A 16,905-nucleotide genomic window follows, 5' to 3' on the forward strand; every position below is an offset into this window, starting at 1 on the left:
GGCCGCGCGCTTGTTTAGTTTATGACAAATGTCCATTAATAACGTTATTCTTCTTATTGTTGAACGGAATCTACTACGACTTTAGCAGCTGTACCGATTGGTGGCAGGCTCTTAGTCAGCATAGGGCTGTAGAATCCTACAACCTTTGCACCTTTTACAAGTTCGCTGCTGTTTACAGCTTTGCCATCGGTATTGATTAGCGCGGTATCTTTGCTAATGCGAAGTACTACTTCTTGTTGTGACTGTTCGTTCAGGCCACTGCCTTTAACGGTGATGCTGATGTTTCCTTCATCGTCTTTTTGAACTTCTTCAATGGTACCTGCAGTACCCAAAAGATCATTCTGTTTCTGCTCATCTAAAACAGTGATCTTGTAAGTTGGAGTTTGAGGTGGCAGGCTCATGGTCATGATCATGGAATGCTCTGCTTTTACGGTCATACCGATATGAAGATCTTTCAGCGCAAGCTTTGTACCGTCTGCCATTTCGATAGTCGTATCCTCGCCTACATTCAGTACGATGCCATCTGTGCCTACACCCTGGATCTGAACGGATTGGTATTTGCCTTCATTATTGACAGCTGTAATCACGCCAGTCTTGGTCATATGCTCTTCCTGATTAGCAGCAGTGATCACGATGGAATCTCCCTTCACTGTCATGTTATGGTGGATAATTTCACTTACAAAGGAAGCTGGAACATATAAAATGGAGTCAACCAATTGTGGTGCAGTTCCAAGCGTAGTATTCATTTTATTAATGCTATAGCGATCTTCTCCGGCTTTCACTGTAGTGAACACAGCACCATTGATAAGATCAACGGATTTAGTTTGTCCATTCCAAGTTAGTTCAAAGCCCAGTGCTTCAGTAACCGAACGAAGTGGCACCATAGGCTCTTTGCCATTTGTAGTTTGGAAGCCTGTTTCTTTCAGGGCGGAACCGTTGATTTCAATCGCAAATGTTTTTTGGTTAGCGCTAACCGTAGTTTGAGCAGCATTATTTTTTGCGGAAGTTGTGGTAGGTGCAGCATAGGCTGCTCCAGTTGAAAGTGCTAGGGACAAAGTTAAAAGAACTGTGCTTGTTTTTAAAATGTTGTTCATAGTTGTAAGCTCCTTTTTTAAAAAACTTTTGTTAGTCTTGTTATTATTCAGACGGGACATCCCTCCAATATGTTGCAGCTTTTTATAATTGGCTCGTGATATTCATTTACCCAAATCCTAAAAAAAGAATAAGAGACCCTTCCAATTGTAGTAATATGTAATTATTAACAATCGCTCACATTAGGAGGCGCTATGGAGTCATTCAAAGATCGACTTAGATTCATGAAGGTCCAGCAGGACGGGCTTATTAAGGAATATGAAGCTCTGATTGCGGAATATGAAAGTCACGATCTGGTCAACGAGAATGAACACTTGAAGAAGGAATATGAGAAACATAAGCTTGCTCTAGTAGATTTAAAGACTCAGGTAGGGAAGCTTCAAGAAGAGAATGTAGAGCTAAAAGTTACGCTAACGGAACAAATCTTAAATGAGAAACTTGGTATTCTTAGCTTGTCGAGACAGAAGCTGCAGACTTATTTTTCCTCTAAAAGCCTTACCCATACGGACCGGCTGACGGCTTTTGAGATGGAGACGAAGCGTCATATTCAGCAGCTGTATCAAACAGCCGCGAGGCAGCTGGGTGAGGATAAAGCGGATTTATCCAGCCAGATTGGAGCGTTGTCGGCGGAGTTAAATGAGCGTGTACTAGCGCAGCGACAAAGACTGAGGGAATCCGAGATTGCTCTGAACTCCAGAATGGATAACGGATTACATGATTTTGCCTCAGAAGAGATCAGTGAAGAAGTATTGGAACGCCGAAGAAAACAAAATCAGATCGAAATGAAAATTGGACTAGGTTGGATTAACAAGCTTGGTATCCTGCTACTGATCTTGGCCGTGGGAGCGGCATTCAGATACTCCTATTCCAATTGGTTCACCGGTTATATGAAAGGAGGAGCCTTTTTCCTACTGGGTTTACTGATGTTAGGGGGCGGGGAGTGGCTATATCGCAAAGGAAAAGGGACGTTCGCTTTAGGGCTGCTTGGCGGCGGAATTTCAGTGCTGTACGGCTCTATTTTCTATAGCTATTTTTTACTGGATATTATCAGTATTTATGTAGGGCTTTCCTTATCGGTGCTCGTCACTTTGACTGCGGTGCTCCTGTCTTTAAGGTATGAATCACGAAGTATTTGTGCTTTGGGCTTAATCGGAGGGTACCTGCCACTATATTCTTATCTTGGGGCTTTCGGTCTTTCGGGCAATGCAGTTTATGTGGCAATGGGTTACTTGTTTCTTCTGAATTTATTCATTCTACTAATCTCCTTCCGCAAACGCTGGAACGTGGTTAATTACATCAGCTACTTATTTAATACACCCTCTATGCTGATATTAATAGCGTTATCGGATAGCAACGGCATGAATATGATTTATGCGGTGCTGACTTTTGCGATGTATTTGGGTATTACGTTATGGTACCCGTTCAAGTATCGCTCCAAGTTGTCTTGGTGGGATTTCTCTCTACTGGGATGCAATACGTTTATTAGCTGTCTTACCTTGTATCTTCTATTTCTCGATGCAGGGCTCAAGGATTACAATGGTGCGCTGGCGCTGCTATTCTGTCTGCTGTATCTGGGTCTTGGAAGAGGAATTGAGAAGCTTATGCCACAGGAAAAAGAAAGCATGCTTCTGTTCTACGCTACTTCGCTGACCTTCGGTATTCTGATGATTCCGTTCCAATTCGGAGCAGCTTGGTGGTCCATAGGCTGGTTGATCGAAGGCGTCGTGCTTACCCTGTTTGGTAATCTAAATCGGTTTAAGGGGATGGAAAGAGCGGGCTGGGGGATTTTGACATTGTGCCTTGTGATGTTCTTCGGTTTAAATGTACCGATACAGCTCAGTATAGCCAATGAATGGCTGAATACCACAGACGCCTATTTTCCGCTAAAATATATTTTCATTACTGCAGGCATGCTGATTATCGCCGTATGGTACGCCGTTCAGCATAATCGAAAGGATGTCCTACAGCGCAGTGAGCCTTACGAAATCACCTTAGCCCTGTGGTTTAAATATGCGGCGTTATTGAATTTTTGGATCTATGGTTTGTATGAATCGAGAAGACTGTATCGTCTCGCTGTACCGGAGGATTTCTCGCATAGAACCTTCTATAATTTGCTGCTGTCCGCTCTGTTAACTATTATTCTGGCCTATGTATTGCCAAAGGTGAAGGTGCTTTATGACACGATTGTTAAGTATTTTGTGAGACTTCTCTTTGGGATCGGATATGCTATTTGTTTGGTGATTACAGTAGGCTTGCCAAGCCTGCAGAATGATCTTTCACGTAATACCGGGGCTGATTATATCGCACTGGGTATACTCATTATCTTCAATATTTTCGTGTGGTTTAGCGGACGTGATCTGCTGATCACCTTGCTTAAACGTGAGTATAAAAGTATGGAAATTTATCCTGTCTTCATGGGGGTATATCTGCTCGGAATCATCACCGCTTTTCTGGGGGTACAGCTGCAATTAAACGATGCGGGATTAATATTTAGTCTTGTGTATCTGTTGATAGCAGTTCTGTTCATCATGTACGGCTTCCGCAATAGATATGTGTATATCCGGCGCTTCGGCCTTGGATTAACGCTTCTGGCGACAGGTAAGCTGCTGCTATACGATCTGGGACTACTGAATACCGGAAGTAAGATTATCGCCTATGCCAGCTTTGGGATTTGCCTGCTCGGGATCTCCTATCTCTATCAAAAGGTATCAAACAAAATGGAGGAGGGGCAGGCAGCGACGGAGAATGTGACTAAGGGGTAGAGGTTAGAACTCATAGTTGAATTAAAAAGTCCCCGTCCCCGGCTGCTTATTCTCCGGTTACGGGGACTTCGTATGATCACAACGCCGTTTGTTTATACTTGATTAGATTACGCCTTCAGCCAACATAGCATCGGCTACTTTTTTGAATCCAGCGATGTTTGCTCCTGCAACGAGGTTGCCGGACTGTCCATACTGCTCGGATGCATCTACAGACTGTTGATAAATGGAAACCATGATCTCATGCAGCTTCGTATCAACATCTTCAAAGCTCCAGGACATACGCATGCTGTTTTGTGCCATTTCAAGTGCAGATACAGCTACGCCGCCAGCATTAGCTGCTTTGGCAGGTGCGAATAGCACGCCAGCTTGTTGGAACTGGTGAATAGCTTCAAGGGTGGATGGCATGTTGGCGCCTTCGCCCACTGCTTTAACACCATTTTCAATCAGTTTCAATGCCATGGCTTCATCAATCTCATTCTGAGTAGCACTCGGAAGGGCGATATCACAAGGAATAGTCCAAATTTGCGTGGAATCTTCGGTATACACAGCGTTAGGGTGTTCATTCACATATTCACTAATCCGTTTTCTTTCGACTTCTTTCAGGCGGCGGACAGTTTCGAGGTTAATGCCGTTTTCGTCATAGATATATCCAGCGGAGTCACTACAAGCTACGACTGTTGCACCTAGCTGTACAGCTTTTTCAATCGCATAGATCGCTACGTTACCAGAACCGGAAACAACAACGCGACTTCCTTCAAAGGAAAGGCCTTTTGCTTTTAGCATCTCGTTTACGAAATAAACTGTACCGTAACCAGTAGCTTCTGTCCGAGCCTGACTTCCGCCGTAACCAATACCTTTACCAGTCAATACGCCAGCCGGATATCCTCCGCGGATCCGCTTGTATTGTCCGTACATGTAGCCAATCTCACGACCACCTACACCGATATCTCCTGCAGGAACGTCTTGGTCAGGACCGATGTAATTTTGCAATTCAGTCATGAAGCTTTGTGCAAAACGCATGATTTCGCCTTCGGATTTTCCTTTAGGATCAAAGTCGGATCCACCTTTACCTCCGCCGATGTGTTGGCCGGTAAGAGCGTTTTTGAAGATTTGCTCGAAGCCGAGGAATTTGATAATACTAGCATTAACGGATGGGTGAAAACGAAGTCCACCTTTGTAAGGTCCAATGGCACTGCTGAACTGTACACGATATCCACGGTTAACTCTGACCTTGCCTTGATCATCTGTCCAAGGAACACGGAACATAATCAAACGTTCTGGTTCAACCAATCTTTCCAGAATGGCATTTTCCTGATACTTAGGTTCAGCAGCCAGGATTGGAAGCAAAGATTCAAGGATTTCCTTTACAGCCTGATGGAATTCGGGCTCGAAAGGATTACGCGCAACAACCTGTGCGTATACGTCTTCAATATAACGATGTGCCTTGTTGCTGTTTGTGTCTAATTGCTGGGTAGATACAGAGCTCATGAATTCAACCGCCTTTTCTAGTATTCAATTTGGTCCAACACTTTTTTTATATTTTGGCACAAGTCAATGTTCCTCACAACTGTTTTTATTAAATAACTTACTTGAAGTGGAATGTTGTAGAGCCTGTGGTAGCAAGAAAAGTGTGAACAAACCGTGGTATACTTCGCGTAATGACGCGTTAAAGCGCGAAATATGCTACAATGGATGTGTAATCATTGTAGGGAGATGAAATTTAAAAAATGAGTGACAAATTAAACGAGCAGGAATTAGTAACCGTATTATCTGCCAAAACCAAATTAGATCCTAAACTAATTCGTTTAGTGTTGAAGCATGAACAGACCTTTATCAATAACGCCAAGGCCAATGCCAAAGGCGAGGTAGACATCGACAATGATGATCTAGTTGACTATGTTGTTGCCCAGCGTGATGTGAAGCTGGATGAAATCACAGTGGAGACGATTCTTGATGCGGAGATGGATTATTTAATGGATAAAGGGTTGGCAGGATACATCGATTAACCCTTGCACATTTCCGGCTCTAAAGCCTTTAATATAAGAGGATATAGAGCCGGAATGAAAAAAAGTAGGCATTTACATTGCATTCAATGATTTAGTGTGGTACAATGAAGTTAATCATAAATTTAACCCTTAATTCACATATTGTAAAAGGTTATCATTTGTGCGTATGAGTCCTTTTCCAATGTGTGAATTTTTATTTGTTCGTACACTACGTAGGAATAAAAGGACATGTGTTAAATAAAATATTGGAGGTAATATCATGCAAACAGGTACAGTTAAATGGTTTAATGCAGACAAAGGATTTGGTTTTATCGAGGTTGAAGGTGGAAGCGACGTATTCGTACACTTCTCCGCAATCACAGGCGACGGATTTAAATCTTTGGACGAAGGCCAACGCGTTGAGTTCAACGTAACTCAAGGCGCTCGTGGACCACAAGCCGAAAACGTTGTAAAACTGTAATTCGAAAATTAGGCTGCCCTTAACTCAAGTTGAGGGCAGCTTTTTTATTTTCATCTTATGAATCTGCCCCTAATAGGGTGGCGAAATCGTCTCGATTCGATCCAAGGAGGGGTACTTATGTATTTTCGTAAAAAAGCACTGGAGGATCTTCCGCAGGAAGACACAGCCATTTGGTCTTGTACCAAGGAAGGTTGCACCGGTTGGATGCGCGATAATTTTGCATTTCAGTATGTACCTACCTGCTGGCAATGTAACTCTCCCATGACGAGAAGTATGAAGATACTGCCAATGCTTGTGAACACGAATTCAGATATGAAGGCTATGAAGAAAGGCATCACGATTAAGTAACAGCCTTTACTAAAACCATGCTAGAGATGGTTAAATAGAAGCAGCTAACATACTCAAACAGCTGGACCCTTGATGGTGGGCAGCTGTTTTTTTGTTGGAGTATTTTATTTCTGTTCGAGCAATTTTTCCCACTCGGTTAAGATGGTGTTCTCTGAAAGATGTTTCAAATGTTCAGGAACCTCTACATGGCACATTAATTCCAGGCTGTTTCCGTCCGGGTCATTGAAGTACACAGAAGCATTTCCTTGATAAGCTCGAATAAAAGGCTCAACAGAAGTTCGATTACGGAACGGTACAGCGTCTACCCCAATAGATTCCAGCCATTGCAGTGATTGCTTCAGATCGTCATAAGTTACGCGGAAGGCAATATGCCTTAAAGATGGGTGGTATGGCGTTTCTACTTCCTTTCCTTCCCAAATGCCGATCCAACTCCGGCCTTTCTCAATCCAGAAGAATGCAGTTTCCTCATCCCGCCAGGCCATTTTTAATCCCAATCGCTCATAAAATTCGATAGATACCTCAAGATTACTTACTGGTAAATGTGCTTCGTATAGTCCTTTTATCATATTCTCGACTCCTCGTGCAGGCTTAGCCTGAATTTTATCAATAACTACCAGGTTCTTCCGTGTATCAGTTCCCATTCTTTCCAGGGTACCATTCCTAGCTCAGGTCTGGGCGGATCAGGCAGTACAGCTAGGAACTCTAAGGAATGACCATCTGGATCACTGAAATACACGGATACGGCTGGCATCCAGCCAAATACATACAATTGTCCCTTATCATCATCGAGGAAGTTGGAGGCTTCAATCCCCTTTGCCCTAAGGTAGGATACTGACTGCTTCAAATCCTCAAGCGTTACTTGGAAAGCAAAGTGCTGACGCACAACCTCGGAAGGTGTCTTCTCCCAAATCCCCAGCATGGCCTGATTACGTTCTTCTCCAATCCAGTAAAATCGCCGTTTACGGCCTTCAGTATTCTCCGAATGGGCTAAGGGTAGTCCCAGAACATGTTCATAGAAATGAGCAGATTGTTCTAGGTTAGTCACGTTCAGATGGGTTTCAAACAGTCCTTTGATCATAGGGCGGCACCTGCCGGGCTACTGATTTTGCGAGCTAAATTTAGGAATGATTCTAAGACTAGGCGAATGCGATCTTCAATTTCTTGACCACCCTCGTACCCGTCGTATTCAACCTCGAACCGCTTGCGCTGCATCCCGCCGATGGAGATCCAGTCTGGCGTATTAATCCCATGTAGGTTGCGTACAACCGCCTGCAATTGAAGTAATGAGCTTACACCTACAGCTCCACCTGCAGAGCTAGCGGACAATACCACTTTGCCGTTGAAGTGCGTCTGGCCTAGATGGTCGAGAGCGTTTTTCATCACGCCGCTCATGGAGCCGTGGTATTCCGGGGTAATCAGGATGATTGCGTTCGCAGTTAGCATCTCTTGCTGGAGGGCGCTTAGATGCTCATGCTCCGAGTAAGACTCATCTGGTGAATAAAAGGGCAGTGGGCGTTTATGGAGATTAAACAGGGTAACTTGTTCGCCTTGCTGATTAATAAAATGTGCGGCATGCTCTGCCAGCTTCGTGCTGGTCGCTTCTTTTCGATTGCTGCCTGTCAGGATCATGACTTTCATCGGTATCCACTCCTATGTGAGGTCAATTGCTATAAACCAATGATAATTGAATCGACCTCTGTTAACATCAGCACAAGGAATGAACCTGCATAGCAAAGACGCTCAGCCATTGTGCTGAGCGTCTAAGTCTAAAGTTGTAGATGAGCTGTGGCGCTATGAGTTGTAGCCGTTTTTCAATGCAAAAATGGCAGCTTGAGTCCGATCCGATAAGTTCAACTTTCCAAGTACATGACTGACATGAGTCTTAACAGTCTTCTCGGTGATGACCAGCTTACTGGCAATCTCTTTGTTGCTCATACCTAATGCAATGAGGTCTAACACTTCCTGCTCTCGCGGGGTAAGAAGCTCAGATGCGGTGATTGTAGCTGATGTTGTACTGGGTCCGTTCAGATCCGGATTGCTAACATCCAGTTGTTCTGGTGTAGAAGCTGCCATTAGATTCATCAGTTGACTGGCAGCTTCGGAATGCAGCTCAACTTGACCACTGTGTACCTTGCGGATGGCGACAACCAGCGCTTCTGGTTCTATGTCTTTTAGCAAATATCCTTTGATCCCTACACGGATAGCAGGGAGTACATGGTCTTGATCAGAAAAGGAGGTCAACACAATGATTTTGACCTGTGGATGGGAGATCCGCAGCTGTTTAGCTGTCTCGATGCCGTTCATAACGGGCATGTGCAAATCCATTAATATGATATCCGGCTGGAGCTCAGCCGTTCTCTCTAGTGCCTCGCGGCCGTTCGACGCTTCTCCGATAACCTTAATGTCCGGTTGTGTCGAGAGAAACACTTGGAGCCCTCGACGAACCATTGCATGATCGTCAACCAGTAATAAACCTATTATCATTTGTGATCACCCGACTTCATGTGGATTGGAGGGGGAAAGGGATGGTTACCTCAACCGTTGTGCCTTGATGCTCTTCGCTCTGGATATGAATATGGCCGTAGAGTGCCTCAGCTCTTTCCTTCATAATATGTAGGCCGAGAGATTCATTGGTGTCTGTGTTACTGCGCCGTTTGGCACCGCCCTTACCCTGATCGGAAATGCTCAGTATCACCTCGGTAGCGTTCAAATGTAGAGATACTTCAGCTTTAGAAGCTCCGGAGTGCTTACGTACATTATTAAGTGCTTCTTGACCAATGCGCAGGAGTCCTTCTTCCACATTGCGGGGAAGTTCAAGTACACCGCTGCGTTGACTCTGTATCAACAGCCCTAGTTGCTGACCATGAGCCTGCAGCGCGGTCAATAACCCGGCTTCCAGTCCTGCAGGGCGAAGCTGCATGATTAAAGCGCGCATTTCTTTGAGTGCAGATTGAGAGAGCTCTTGAATATCGCGGACAGCCTCAGCAGCCGGATGGGAGGTGTGCTCTTGCTTTAGTATCCTTTCTACACCTTTAGCCGTCATCGAGAGGGAGAACAGAATCTGGTTCACCGAGTCGTGAAGGTCACGGGCCAGTCGATTCCGCTCGTCCAGACGCGCGATTTCGCGGCGCTTCTCTCCGAGCTGTACACTTTCCAGTGTAGCTGAAATGTGCTCGGCAATCGCTTCGAGTACTTCTCCATCTGCGGTAGCGGAGGCGAGTGCTTTAGGCGAGGTGATAAGTAGAATGGCTGAGCCATGTGCTGTAATCTGCCGAAAGGGGGCGGCAAGCATTACAACTCGCTCTGTAACAGGCTGTTCGGAACAGCATGAGTTCGTAATTTCCTGTTCTTCGTCAGAGGTTAATGCCTCGAAGCGCTGTCCTTTCGCAATATTCCTTAGACGATTCTTAAAGGAGTCCGAGAGCTCAAAAGGAGCTAATTCAGGTGTTATATTAGCTGCATGAGCGGCTGCGTGTACTTCGAATTTGCCCTCATGCTGTCCAATAATCGCTGCAAAAGGCCAATCGAAATATTGGGCAATCAGTGCGGTGGTTTTCTCCGCCAAAATGCTTGGGGAGGTACATTCACTAGCCGTTAGATTCAAAGCGGCGCTGAATTCACCTAATTTGGCGTACAGATTGGCACGGCGCTGCTCGGTGCTATATAACTGCATGCGTTCAATGGCACTGCCGATTTGCAAGGCCACGGATTGCAGTAGAGCCAGCTCGCTGTCGGGGTAATGTGCTTTGCCCGGTGCAGCTACATTCATAAGTCCTAAGTAGCGATTGCCTGAATGCAGCGGGATAGTGGCGTGGTGGGTGATCCCTAATGTATCGCCCCAGTTATTTTGCCTGGCATTACTGAGCCGCTTGCAGTTTAGAATGTTAACAGCCTGCTCTAGCCGTCCGTCCCATAGGCGATCTAAGCACCAGCAGCTTCCACACTGCATCGGCTGTTTATTGTCCCGTTGCAGAGCTGGCGGTAAACCCCGATCTGCGGCGAATTCATACTCCATATTCTCTTCACTCAGGAAGATCCAGCCTGCCGTATTTCCTGTCAGATCTAACAGCTTGCCCATAACTGTATCGAGCATCGGTTTGAGCTCATTGGAACTGTTTAAGGTCTCCGCAATCGTCTTGAGCGTCAATAACTCGTGGATTCCGGTTTCTTCCGGCATGAGGTTCTCCCCCTTTAAATTAATTAGGTTCTATCTATTGTAACGTAGAATGCTTCGTTCATTCTAAAATTTATGTAATCATGAAGCGTTAAAAAAGGTGGACCCTTAAGATCTGGTCTGACCTTAGAGAACCACCTAAATAAATTCGTTAATTTACAGCTGCAGGGGTATTGGAAGATGTGACATGTTCTACATCATCGTGCTGAATCAGTCCATGTTTCTCCCAAGCTCGACTCTTCCAGCGGAAATACATAATGACAGCTCTTGTCCACTCATCAGCCGCAGTGGCAATCCACACACCGGCCAATCCCAGATGAAGCTGGAATACCAGGAAATAGCCAAGGGGTAAGCTCATGCAGACCATGGAGATCAGTCCCATATATACTGGAAACTTCGCATCACCCGAGGCGCGTAGTGAGTTAATGATGACCAAATTAGTTGTGCGACCGGTCTCTAGGAAGAAACTAAGCAGTATAACCTGAGCCCCCATCAGAATAATGTTCTCGTTGTCTGTGAAGAGGCCAAATAGTGGTACCCGGAAGACGATCACAAGAGCATCTATTACTACTGTGACCAGAAGTGCCCACTTCACACTGGTGAATACACGCTTATAGGCTTCCTTGGGGCGCCTGGCTCCCACCAGATGTCCTACGATAATGGAGGTTCCCATGGAGACGGCTACACTAAATAAATAAATGTAATTGGAAATGTTGAGCGCGTATTGACGAGTGGCCATAGCCTCGGCGCCCAGATAGGTAATATACAGTGTGAATACGAGCTGACAAGATTGATAAATAATCGATTCAAACGCGGACGGGATGCCGATTTTAAGAATTTGCTGCACATATTTTTTGGAAAGATGAATGTAGTAGGTTAACTTTACCCGTACCTCCATCACTCTGTAGAGCAGTAAGAAGAAAATAATAAGACAGATAAACCGACTGACAACCGTTGAGATAGCTGCACCTTCGACACCTAACGCTGGAAGTCCGAAATGACCATAGATGAGTAAGTAGTTACCCACCACGTGAATGATGTTCATCAGCAAGGATACGACCATGGTCTGTTTAGTGAAACCGTGCGTACGGATTGTGGTCGCCAGAGCATTGATTAATGCTTGGAGAAAAATACCGCCCCCGACAATATGTATATAGGATTTAGCATAAACGAGAATATCCCCTTTTACATTCAGAGCAGTTAGTAGAGTTCCTCCGAATATTAGCAAAAACGTACTTAGGACAATTCCTACTAACAGGTTTAGGGTAATGGCATTGCCGGTCACTTGAGCGGCTTCCAGAGGTTTTTTGGAACCGAGGTATTGGGAGACCACAATTGCTGCGCCGTTACCAATTACACTGAGAACTAAAATAGCCATTGTGATAATCTGATTCGCTGCGCCAACGCCTGATACGGCATCGTCCGATACGGAGCTAATCATAAAAGTATCCACACTGCCCATGAGCATAAATAGGAACAGTTCCAGGAATATCGGCCAAGTTAGTTTTACAAGGTTAAATTCTTGGTGATTATTGTGCTTCATTGTACACCTTCTTACATCATGATTAAATTCCTGTTATTCCATAAACAAACTGTAATGTTAGCACAGCTTTCATGAAAATGCAGTACTTTTACAAAAATATGACAAAAGGTTATGGATTAGAGCAGAAATAAAGTCAGTAGAAGTACATTAGTATCCTCCAGGTAACTACATCACAATAAAGTGCCTACTTCCCTTAAGGAGTGTAAGGATCTACAATTTGTACATGACTTACAAAAATATATAAATAAGGAGTGCACATAAATATGAAATTGCAATTAGCGTTAGATCTTGTAGACATTGCGGGAGCGAAAGAGATTGTCTCAGAGGTTGCTGAATATATAGATATTGTTGAAATTGGAACGCCTATCGTTATAAATGAAGGACTGCACGCAGTGAAGGCTATCAAAGAAGCTTTTCCTTCTTTGACAGTGTTGGCTGACCTGAAAATCATGGACGCAGGCGGTTATGAAGTGATGAAGGCAGTGGAAGCAGGCGCGGATATTGTTACAGTACTTGGTGTTTCTGATGATGCTACCATTAGAGGTGCAGTGGAGGAAGCAAAAAAAACCAATAAAGAGATTCTGGTTGACCTGATTAATGTGAAGGATATTAAAGTTAGAGCGGCTGAAGTAGACGCACTTGGTGTAGACTATGTCTGCGTACACTCTGGCTATGACCATCAAGCGGAAGGTAAAAATTCCTTTGCAGATTTGAATGCAATTAAAAGTGTGGTTAAGCAGGCTAAAACCGCTATCGCAGGGGGAATCAAGCTAAGTACACTTCCGGAAGTTATCGCAGCGAATCCTGATCTTGTAATTGTAGGTGGCGGCATCACAGGCGAGACTGATCAAAAGGCTGCTGCGGCAGAAATGAAACGCCTAGTTAGTCAGGCTTAAGATTACAATGGACACAATGAAATATGCGCAGCAAATTATATTGGAGCTTCAGCGCTCCATTTCTCAGCTTGATCATCAAGAGGCTGAGCGAATGGCTGAACTCCTTCTTCAGTCGAATAAGGTATTTGTGGCCGGGGCTGGTAGATCAGGATTAATGGGACGAGCTTTTGCAATGCGACTCATGCATGTCGGTAAAGAAGCGTACGTCGTGGGAGAAACGGTAACCCCGGGTATCGAGCCTGGTGATGTGCTTGTGCTCGGTTCCGGTTCAGGTGAGACGAAGGGGCTGATCTCTATGGCCGAGAAGGCCAAAGGAGTGGGTGCGGAGGTTATTGCCGTTACGATCACGCCAGATTCGACTGTAGGGCGTTTAGCGAGCTATACAGTGAAGCTGCCAGGATCTCCAAAAGATCAGGCTGATGGAAGCTACAACACAATCCAGCCGATGGCATCCTTATTTGAACAGACGATGTTGGTCTTCTATGATGCGGTTATTCTGCGAATGATGGAGAAAACGGGGCAGACGACTAAGATGATGTTCGGCAAACATGCTAATTTAGAGTGAGAGTACAGAAACGGATGCCTTCCTAGAAAGGAGGTTATTCGTTTTTGTGTTAATATAAAAGTTTACAAGCTGCATAGAAATAATAACGTTCCAAGCTAATTAATAGGTGTGTGTAGGATGACAATAGGAGAGAGGAGGCGCTTTAGTTATGGCAACCGAGATTAAAGATCGCATCAACTTGAAGGAAATTAACTGCGAGAAGGAACTGACACTTGCGGTAATTGGAGGCAAATGGAAGCTGATAATTCTGTGGCATCTTGGGCTTGAAGGGACCAAGCGGTTCAGTGAGCTGAAGAAGTTAATTCCTCATATTACACAAAAAATGTTGACTAATCAGCTTCGAGAGCTTGAAGAAGATCAGTTGGTGCTTCGGAAAGTGTATGCCGAGGTTCCTCCAAAAGTTGAGTATTCCCTGACCTCATATGGGCAGAGTCTGCTTCCCGTCCTTCGATTGATGTATGATTGGGGTAAGAATTACGGGGAAAATGTGATCTGGAAAGACACACCGCCGGAAGATAGATGCTAATAATAGACTGTGAACATTAATAATCCCTGAGAGGTCTGAATCGACCTTTTCAGGGATTTTTTGTGTTCAATATAGAGTGATGTAAATTATGATTTAGGCTTTTTGTTCGAACAGCTTGGCGATCTCGACGATTACGTTTACCGATTTTTCCATGTTGTCAGCAGAGGCGTATTCGAATTTGCCGTGGAAATTTTCGCCCCCGGTGAATATATTAGGTGTCGGCAAGCCCATATAGGAGAGCTGTGAGCCATCTGTTCCCCCGCGAATCGGGCGGATGATCGGTGTGATGCTCAGATTCTCCATCGCCTCATGGGCAATATCGACAATATGACGCACCGGTTCGATTTTTTCGCGCATGTTGTAATATTGGTCTTTCATTTCAAGTACGATGTTCTCTTCACCATGGATGCTCTTGAATTCATCTACGATGGCAGAAAGATAAGCTTTACGTGCCTCGAATTTCTCACGGTCGAAGTCACGGATAATATATTGGAGTTTACTGAATTCCGGTGTGCCCTCAATAGAGCTTAGGTGATAAAAGCCATCATAACCATCTGTGTACTCAGGTGCTTCCTCAGCAGGGAGTCTAAGATGGAGCGCCATAGCTATTTTTGCAGAATGAATCATTTTTCCTTTGGCAGTACCAGGATGTACATTGACTCCGTAAACTGAGATTTTGGCAGATGCAGCATTAAAGCTTTCATACTCTAGTTCACCGAGTGGGCCTCCGTCCACAGTGTAAGCGTAAGAAGCATTAAAAGCAGCTACGTCAAATTTATGAGGTCCGCGGCCAATTTCTTCGTCCGGTGTGAAGGCGACTCTAATCTTCCCATGCTTGATTTCTGGATGTTGAATGAGATAATGCATGGCAGTCATAATCTCGGCAATACCGGCTTTATTGTCTGCGCCAAGCAGGGTGGTACCATCGGTTGTAATTAATGTATGGCCTTTATATTCTGCCAGCTCTGGGAAGCTCGTTGTAGACAATACAACATTTAATTCTTTGTTCAAAAGAATATCTTTGCCATCGTAGTTCTCCACGATCTGCGGCTTTACATTCGTTCCTGTGAAATCAGTTGCTGTATCGAGATGCGCCAAAAAACCAATGGTTGGAACATCCTTCTCCGTATTGGCTGGGAGTGTAGCCATGACATACCCATGCTCGTCCACCTGCACTTCATTCATGCCGATCTCCTTGAGCTCTTCGACCAGCTTGTGGGCCAGCACCATCTGCCCCGGAGTGGACGGACAAGTTTCATTATCCTCGTTCGATTGGGTATCCATTTGAGCATACGAAATAAACCGTTCTATAACCTCTTTTTTCACTGTGGGTCATCTCCTCATTACTGTTGTATCTATATAGTATCACTTTCCATATCCGGTCTCATCCCTGAGGAGGAAGATTAAGAGTAAGATTAACTTTAATGAGGTGATGTTTCTTGCTTCACTAGCTTTGCTGAAAGTAAATACCGGTCCGGTGCTGACCCTACGTATGAAAAAGGGTAACAGGTGATCAAGGTAAGAATAGCCTTATCGCTTGGTTTTATTGCACCGCGTTCATTCCCGTCTACAATCGTGCTGCCGGTCACTTCGTAGGTGAACGTACCGTCCATGCTTTCCAGTTCGATCAGATCTCCTGCGACAAGTTCTCCTATACTGCGAAATACGGTATCACGGTGTCCAGCAAGCACACTATTACCGATTGCACCGATGGTTGCGCTACCTATATAGTGTCCAGCTCCTTTTTTTAATTCTGGGCTTTCCGTACCCTCCAGAATAGCCACCTTCTTATTTAAGGTGGGGAAGCTGATTTCTCCAATCACCTCACCCTCTTTATAGGAGGGAGAAGAAGAGTGTTGTTCTTTTGGAGAACTGACCATTCCCTTGGGGAGAGGGTTCTCTTCATTTGGAAGGGGCCGGGCGAGGGCTTCCTCCCTCTTTTTTGCCCAATCAGTTAGGGCCTGCTTGGCCTCAATGGGCGCTTTGACGACTTGAACGATCGAATAAATCAGCACAACTAAAGAGAGTATGAAGATAAGCTTCACGGTTAATAAGACACCATTACGCTTCTTCATACTCTCTCCTCCAGACTTATATTACTAAACGTTATTCTTTCTTCGATTTCAATCTGCGCATGATGATCACGCTGAGTACCGCAATAGCTAAGCTGGCAAGAATTAAGTTATACCAAGGCTCGGCGGTATTTGGAAGCGCGTTGCCTGCCTCTGGTGCGCCCAAAGGAATGTCGCCGTCAGGTAAGGCTACCTCATCGCTTGGCCGAGGTGTTGCACTGGTGGTTTGACTACCAGCACCTGTTGAAGCTGCAGGTGTAGGCTCATTACTGCTTCCGCCCATTGGAATCGGTTCTTCAGTAACGCTTATTTCATCGACAGCAGGCGGTGAAGCTGTAGGTGTTGGCGATGGTGTTGGTGTAGCTGTTGGTGTAGCAGTTGGTGGCACCGATTGACCAGGTGTTACGACAGCTGTAGGTGAAGCAGTAGTCGTTGGTGAATCCGTAGGTGTCGTAGTTGGT

Annotated in this window: 17 protein-coding genes and 1 pseudogene; 7 read left to right on the forward strand and 11 right to left on the reverse strand. The window is 45.0% G+C overall.

Annotated features, from left to right (window positions below; all coding sequences use genetic code 11):
- Positions 1-53: 53 nt before the first annotated feature.
- On the reverse strand, positions 54-1,094 hold the full coding sequence (locus tag CA598_RS28230) for a copper amine oxidase N-terminal domain-containing protein (protein WP_094878626.1): 1,041 nt from the start codon (positions 1,092-1,094) through the stop codon (positions 54-56).
- A 192-nt stretch (positions 1,095-1,286) separates the two neighbouring features.
- On the opposite strand from CA598_RS28230, the gene CA598_RS28235 reads away from it, so the two are divergent.
- Positions 1,287-3,854: a DUF2339 domain-containing protein gene (locus CA598_RS28235; protein ID WP_094878627.1), complete on the forward strand. Its 2,568-nt coding sequence runs from the start codon at positions 1,287-1,289 to the stop codon at positions 3,852-3,854.
- Positions 3,855-3,956: 102 nt separating this feature from the next.
- Here the strand turns inward: CA598_RS28235 and gdhA are convergent, their stop codons facing one another.
- Positions 3,957-5,342, reverse strand: a complete 1,386-nt coding sequence (gene gdhA / locus CA598_RS28240) for an NADP-specific glutamate dehydrogenase (protein WP_094868366.1) — start codon at positions 5,340-5,342, stop codon at positions 3,957-3,959.
- A gap of 239 nt (positions 5,343-5,581) precedes the next feature.
- On the opposite strand from gdhA, the gene CA598_RS28245 reads away from it, so the two are divergent.
- The 3 genes from CA598_RS28245 (at position 5,582) to CA598_RS28255 (ending at position 6,668) form a co-directional block, all read left to right on the forward strand.
- Positions 5,582-5,860: a hypothetical protein gene (locus tag CA598_RS28245; RefSeq protein WP_094868365.1), complete on the forward strand. Its 279-nt coding sequence runs from the start codon at positions 5,582-5,584 to the stop codon at positions 5,858-5,860.
- Positions 5,861-6,119: 259 nt separating this feature from the next.
- Entirely contained in the window at positions 6,120-6,320 is a 201-nt protein-coding gene (locus CA598_RS28250; RefSeq protein ID WP_019914790.1) for a cold-shock protein, read from the forward strand.
- 117 nt (positions 6,321-6,437) lie between these two features.
- Complete coding sequence (locus CA598_RS28255) at positions 6,438-6,668, forward strand: cold-shock protein (protein ID WP_042131520.1); 231 nt, start codon at positions 6,438-6,440, stop codon at positions 6,666-6,668.
- A 104-nt stretch (positions 6,669-6,772) separates the two neighbouring features.
- On the opposite strand, the gene CA598_RS28260 is transcribed toward CA598_RS28255, so the two are convergent.
- The 6 genes from CA598_RS28260 to CA598_RS28285 form a co-directional block, all read right to left on the reverse strand.
- Positions 6,773-7,234 (reverse strand): VOC family protein, encoded by a 462-nt coding sequence (locus CA598_RS28260; RefSeq protein ID WP_094878628.1) that lies wholly within the window; start codon positions 7,232-7,234, stop codon positions 6,773-6,775.
- 44 nt (positions 7,235-7,278) lie between these two features.
- Complete coding sequence (locus tag CA598_RS28265; protein ID WP_094878629.1) at positions 7,279-7,746, reverse strand: VOC family protein; 468 nt, start codon at positions 7,744-7,746, stop codon at positions 7,279-7,281.
- The gene (locus CA598_RS28270; protein ID WP_094868362.1) at positions 7,743-8,306 is read right to left on the reverse strand and encodes an NADPH-dependent FMN reductase; all 564 of its coding nucleotides are present in this window, start codon (positions 8,304-8,306) and stop codon (positions 7,743-7,745) included. Before CA598_RS28270 ends, CA598_RS28265 begins: the two co-directional genes overlap by 4 nt.
- A gap of 153 nt (positions 8,307-8,459) precedes the next feature.
- Positions 8,460-9,152, reverse strand: a complete 693-nt coding sequence (locus CA598_RS28275; protein ID WP_256989662.1) for a response regulator — start codon at positions 9,150-9,152, stop codon at positions 8,460-8,462.
- A 16-nt stretch (positions 9,153-9,168) separates the two neighbouring features.
- Complete coding sequence (locus CA598_RS28280) at positions 9,169-10,845, reverse strand: GAF domain-containing sensor histidine kinase (RefSeq protein WP_094878630.1); 1,677 nt, start codon at positions 10,843-10,845, stop codon at positions 9,169-9,171.
- A gap of 148 nt (positions 10,846-10,993) precedes the next feature.
- Complete coding sequence (locus tag CA598_RS28285) at positions 10,994-12,385, reverse strand: MATE family efflux transporter (protein ID WP_094878631.1); 1,392 nt, start codon at positions 12,383-12,385, stop codon at positions 10,994-10,996.
- A 263-nt stretch (positions 12,386-12,648) separates the two neighbouring features.
- Here CA598_RS28285 and hxlA point away from each other — a divergent pair, with 263 nt between their 5' ends.
- From hxlA to CA598_RS28300, 3 genes are all read left to right on the forward strand, one after another.
- Entirely contained in the window at positions 12,649-13,281 is a 633-nt protein-coding gene (gene hxlA / locus CA598_RS28290) for a 3-hexulose-6-phosphate synthase (protein WP_094868359.1), read from the forward strand.
- A 7-nt stretch (positions 13,282-13,288) separates the two neighbouring features.
- Positions 13,289-13,846: a 6-phospho-3-hexuloisomerase gene (hxlB, locus tag CA598_RS28295; protein WP_094878632.1), complete on the forward strand. Its 558-nt coding sequence runs from the start codon at positions 13,289-13,291 to the stop codon at positions 13,844-13,846.
- 148 nt (positions 13,847-13,994) lie between these two features.
- Complete coding sequence (locus tag CA598_RS28300) at positions 13,995-14,372, forward strand: winged helix-turn-helix transcriptional regulator (RefSeq protein WP_094878633.1); 378 nt, start codon at positions 13,995-13,997, stop codon at positions 14,370-14,372.
- Between the two features lie 93 nt (positions 14,373-14,465).
- On the opposite strand, the gene pepT is transcribed toward CA598_RS28300, so the two are convergent.
- From pepT to CA598_RS32465, 3 genes and pseudogenes are all read right to left on the reverse strand, one after another.
- Complete coding sequence (pepT, locus tag CA598_RS28305) at positions 14,466-15,698, reverse strand: peptidase T (RefSeq protein ID WP_094878634.1); 1,233 nt, start codon at positions 15,696-15,698, stop codon at positions 14,466-14,468.
- 95 nt (positions 15,699-15,793) lie between these two features.
- Positions 15,794-16,447: a sortase gene (locus tag CA598_RS28310; protein ID WP_094878635.1), complete on the reverse strand. Its 654-nt coding sequence runs from the start codon at positions 16,445-16,447 to the stop codon at positions 15,794-15,796.
- A gap of 31 nt (positions 16,448-16,478) precedes the next feature.
- Positions 16,479-16,905, reverse strand: a pseudogene (locus CA598_RS32465) (hypothetical protein); the annotation flags it as partial.

It is taken from the genome of Paenibacillus sp. VTT E-133291 (genome assembly GCF_002264395.1).
Lineage (GTDB): Bacteria > Bacillota > Bacilli > Paenibacillales > Paenibacillaceae > Paenibacillus_AQ > Paenibacillus_AQ nitricinens.

What these genes read in the sequence shown, in the direction of transcription:
- CA598_RS28230 (WP_094878626.1), bottom strand. Translation starts at nt 1,094, where the DNA reads ATGAACAACATTTTAAAAACAAGCACAGTTCTTTTAACTTTGTCCCTA.
- CA598_RS28235 (WP_094878627.1), top strand. Translation starts at nt 1,287, where the DNA reads ATGGAGTCATTCAAAGATCGACTTAGATTCATGAAGGTCCAGCAGGAC.
- gdhA (WP_094868366.1), bottom strand. Translation starts at nt 5,342, where the DNA reads ATGAGCTCTGTATCTACCCAGCAATTAGACACAAACAGCAACAAGGCA.
- CA598_RS28245 (WP_094868365.1), top strand. Translation starts at nt 5,582, where the DNA reads ATGAGTGACAAATTAAACGAGCAGGAATTAGTAACCGTATTATCTGCC.
- CA598_RS28250 (WP_019914790.1), top strand. Translation starts at nt 6,120, where the DNA reads ATGCAAACAGGTACAGTTAAATGGTTTAATGCAGACAAAGGATTTGGT.
- CA598_RS28255 (WP_042131520.1), top strand. Translation starts at nt 6,438, where the DNA reads ATGTATTTTCGTAAAAAAGCACTGGAGGATCTTCCGCAGGAAGACACA.
- CA598_RS28260 (WP_094878628.1), bottom strand. Translation starts at nt 7,234, where the DNA reads ATGATAAAAGGACTATACGAAGCACATTTACCAGTAAGTAATCTTGAG.
- CA598_RS28265 (WP_094878629.1), bottom strand. Translation starts at nt 7,746, where the DNA reads ATGATCAAAGGACTGTTTGAAACCCATCTGAACGTGACTAACCTAGAA.
- CA598_RS28270 (WP_094868362.1), bottom strand. Translation starts at nt 8,306, where the DNA reads ATGAAAGTCATGATCCTGACAGGCAGCAATCGAAAAGAAGCGACCAGC.
- CA598_RS28275 (WP_256989662.1), bottom strand. Translation starts at nt 9,152, where the DNA reads ATGATAATAGGTTTATTACTGGTTGACGATCATGCAATGGTTCGTCGA.
- CA598_RS28280 (WP_094878630.1), bottom strand. Translation starts at nt 10,845, where the DNA reads ATGCCGGAAGAAACCGGAATCCACGAGTTATTGACGCTCAAGACGATT.
- CA598_RS28285 (WP_094878631.1), bottom strand. Translation starts at nt 12,385, where the DNA reads ATGAAGCACAATAATCACCAAGAATTTAACCTTGTAAAACTAACTTGG.
- hxlA (WP_094868359.1), top strand. Translation starts at nt 12,649, where the DNA reads ATGAAATTGCAATTAGCGTTAGATCTTGTAGACATTGCGGGAGCGAAA.
- hxlB (WP_094878632.1), top strand. Translation starts at nt 13,289, where the DNA reads ATGGACACAATGAAATATGCGCAGCAAATTATATTGGAGCTTCAGCGC.
- CA598_RS28300 (WP_094878633.1), top strand. Translation starts at nt 13,995, where the DNA reads ATGGCAACCGAGATTAAAGATCGCATCAACTTGAAGGAAATTAACTGC.
- CA598_RS28310 (WP_094878635.1), bottom strand. Translation starts at nt 16,447, where the DNA reads ATGAAGAAGCGTAATGGTGTCTTATTAACCGTGAAGCTTATCTTCATA.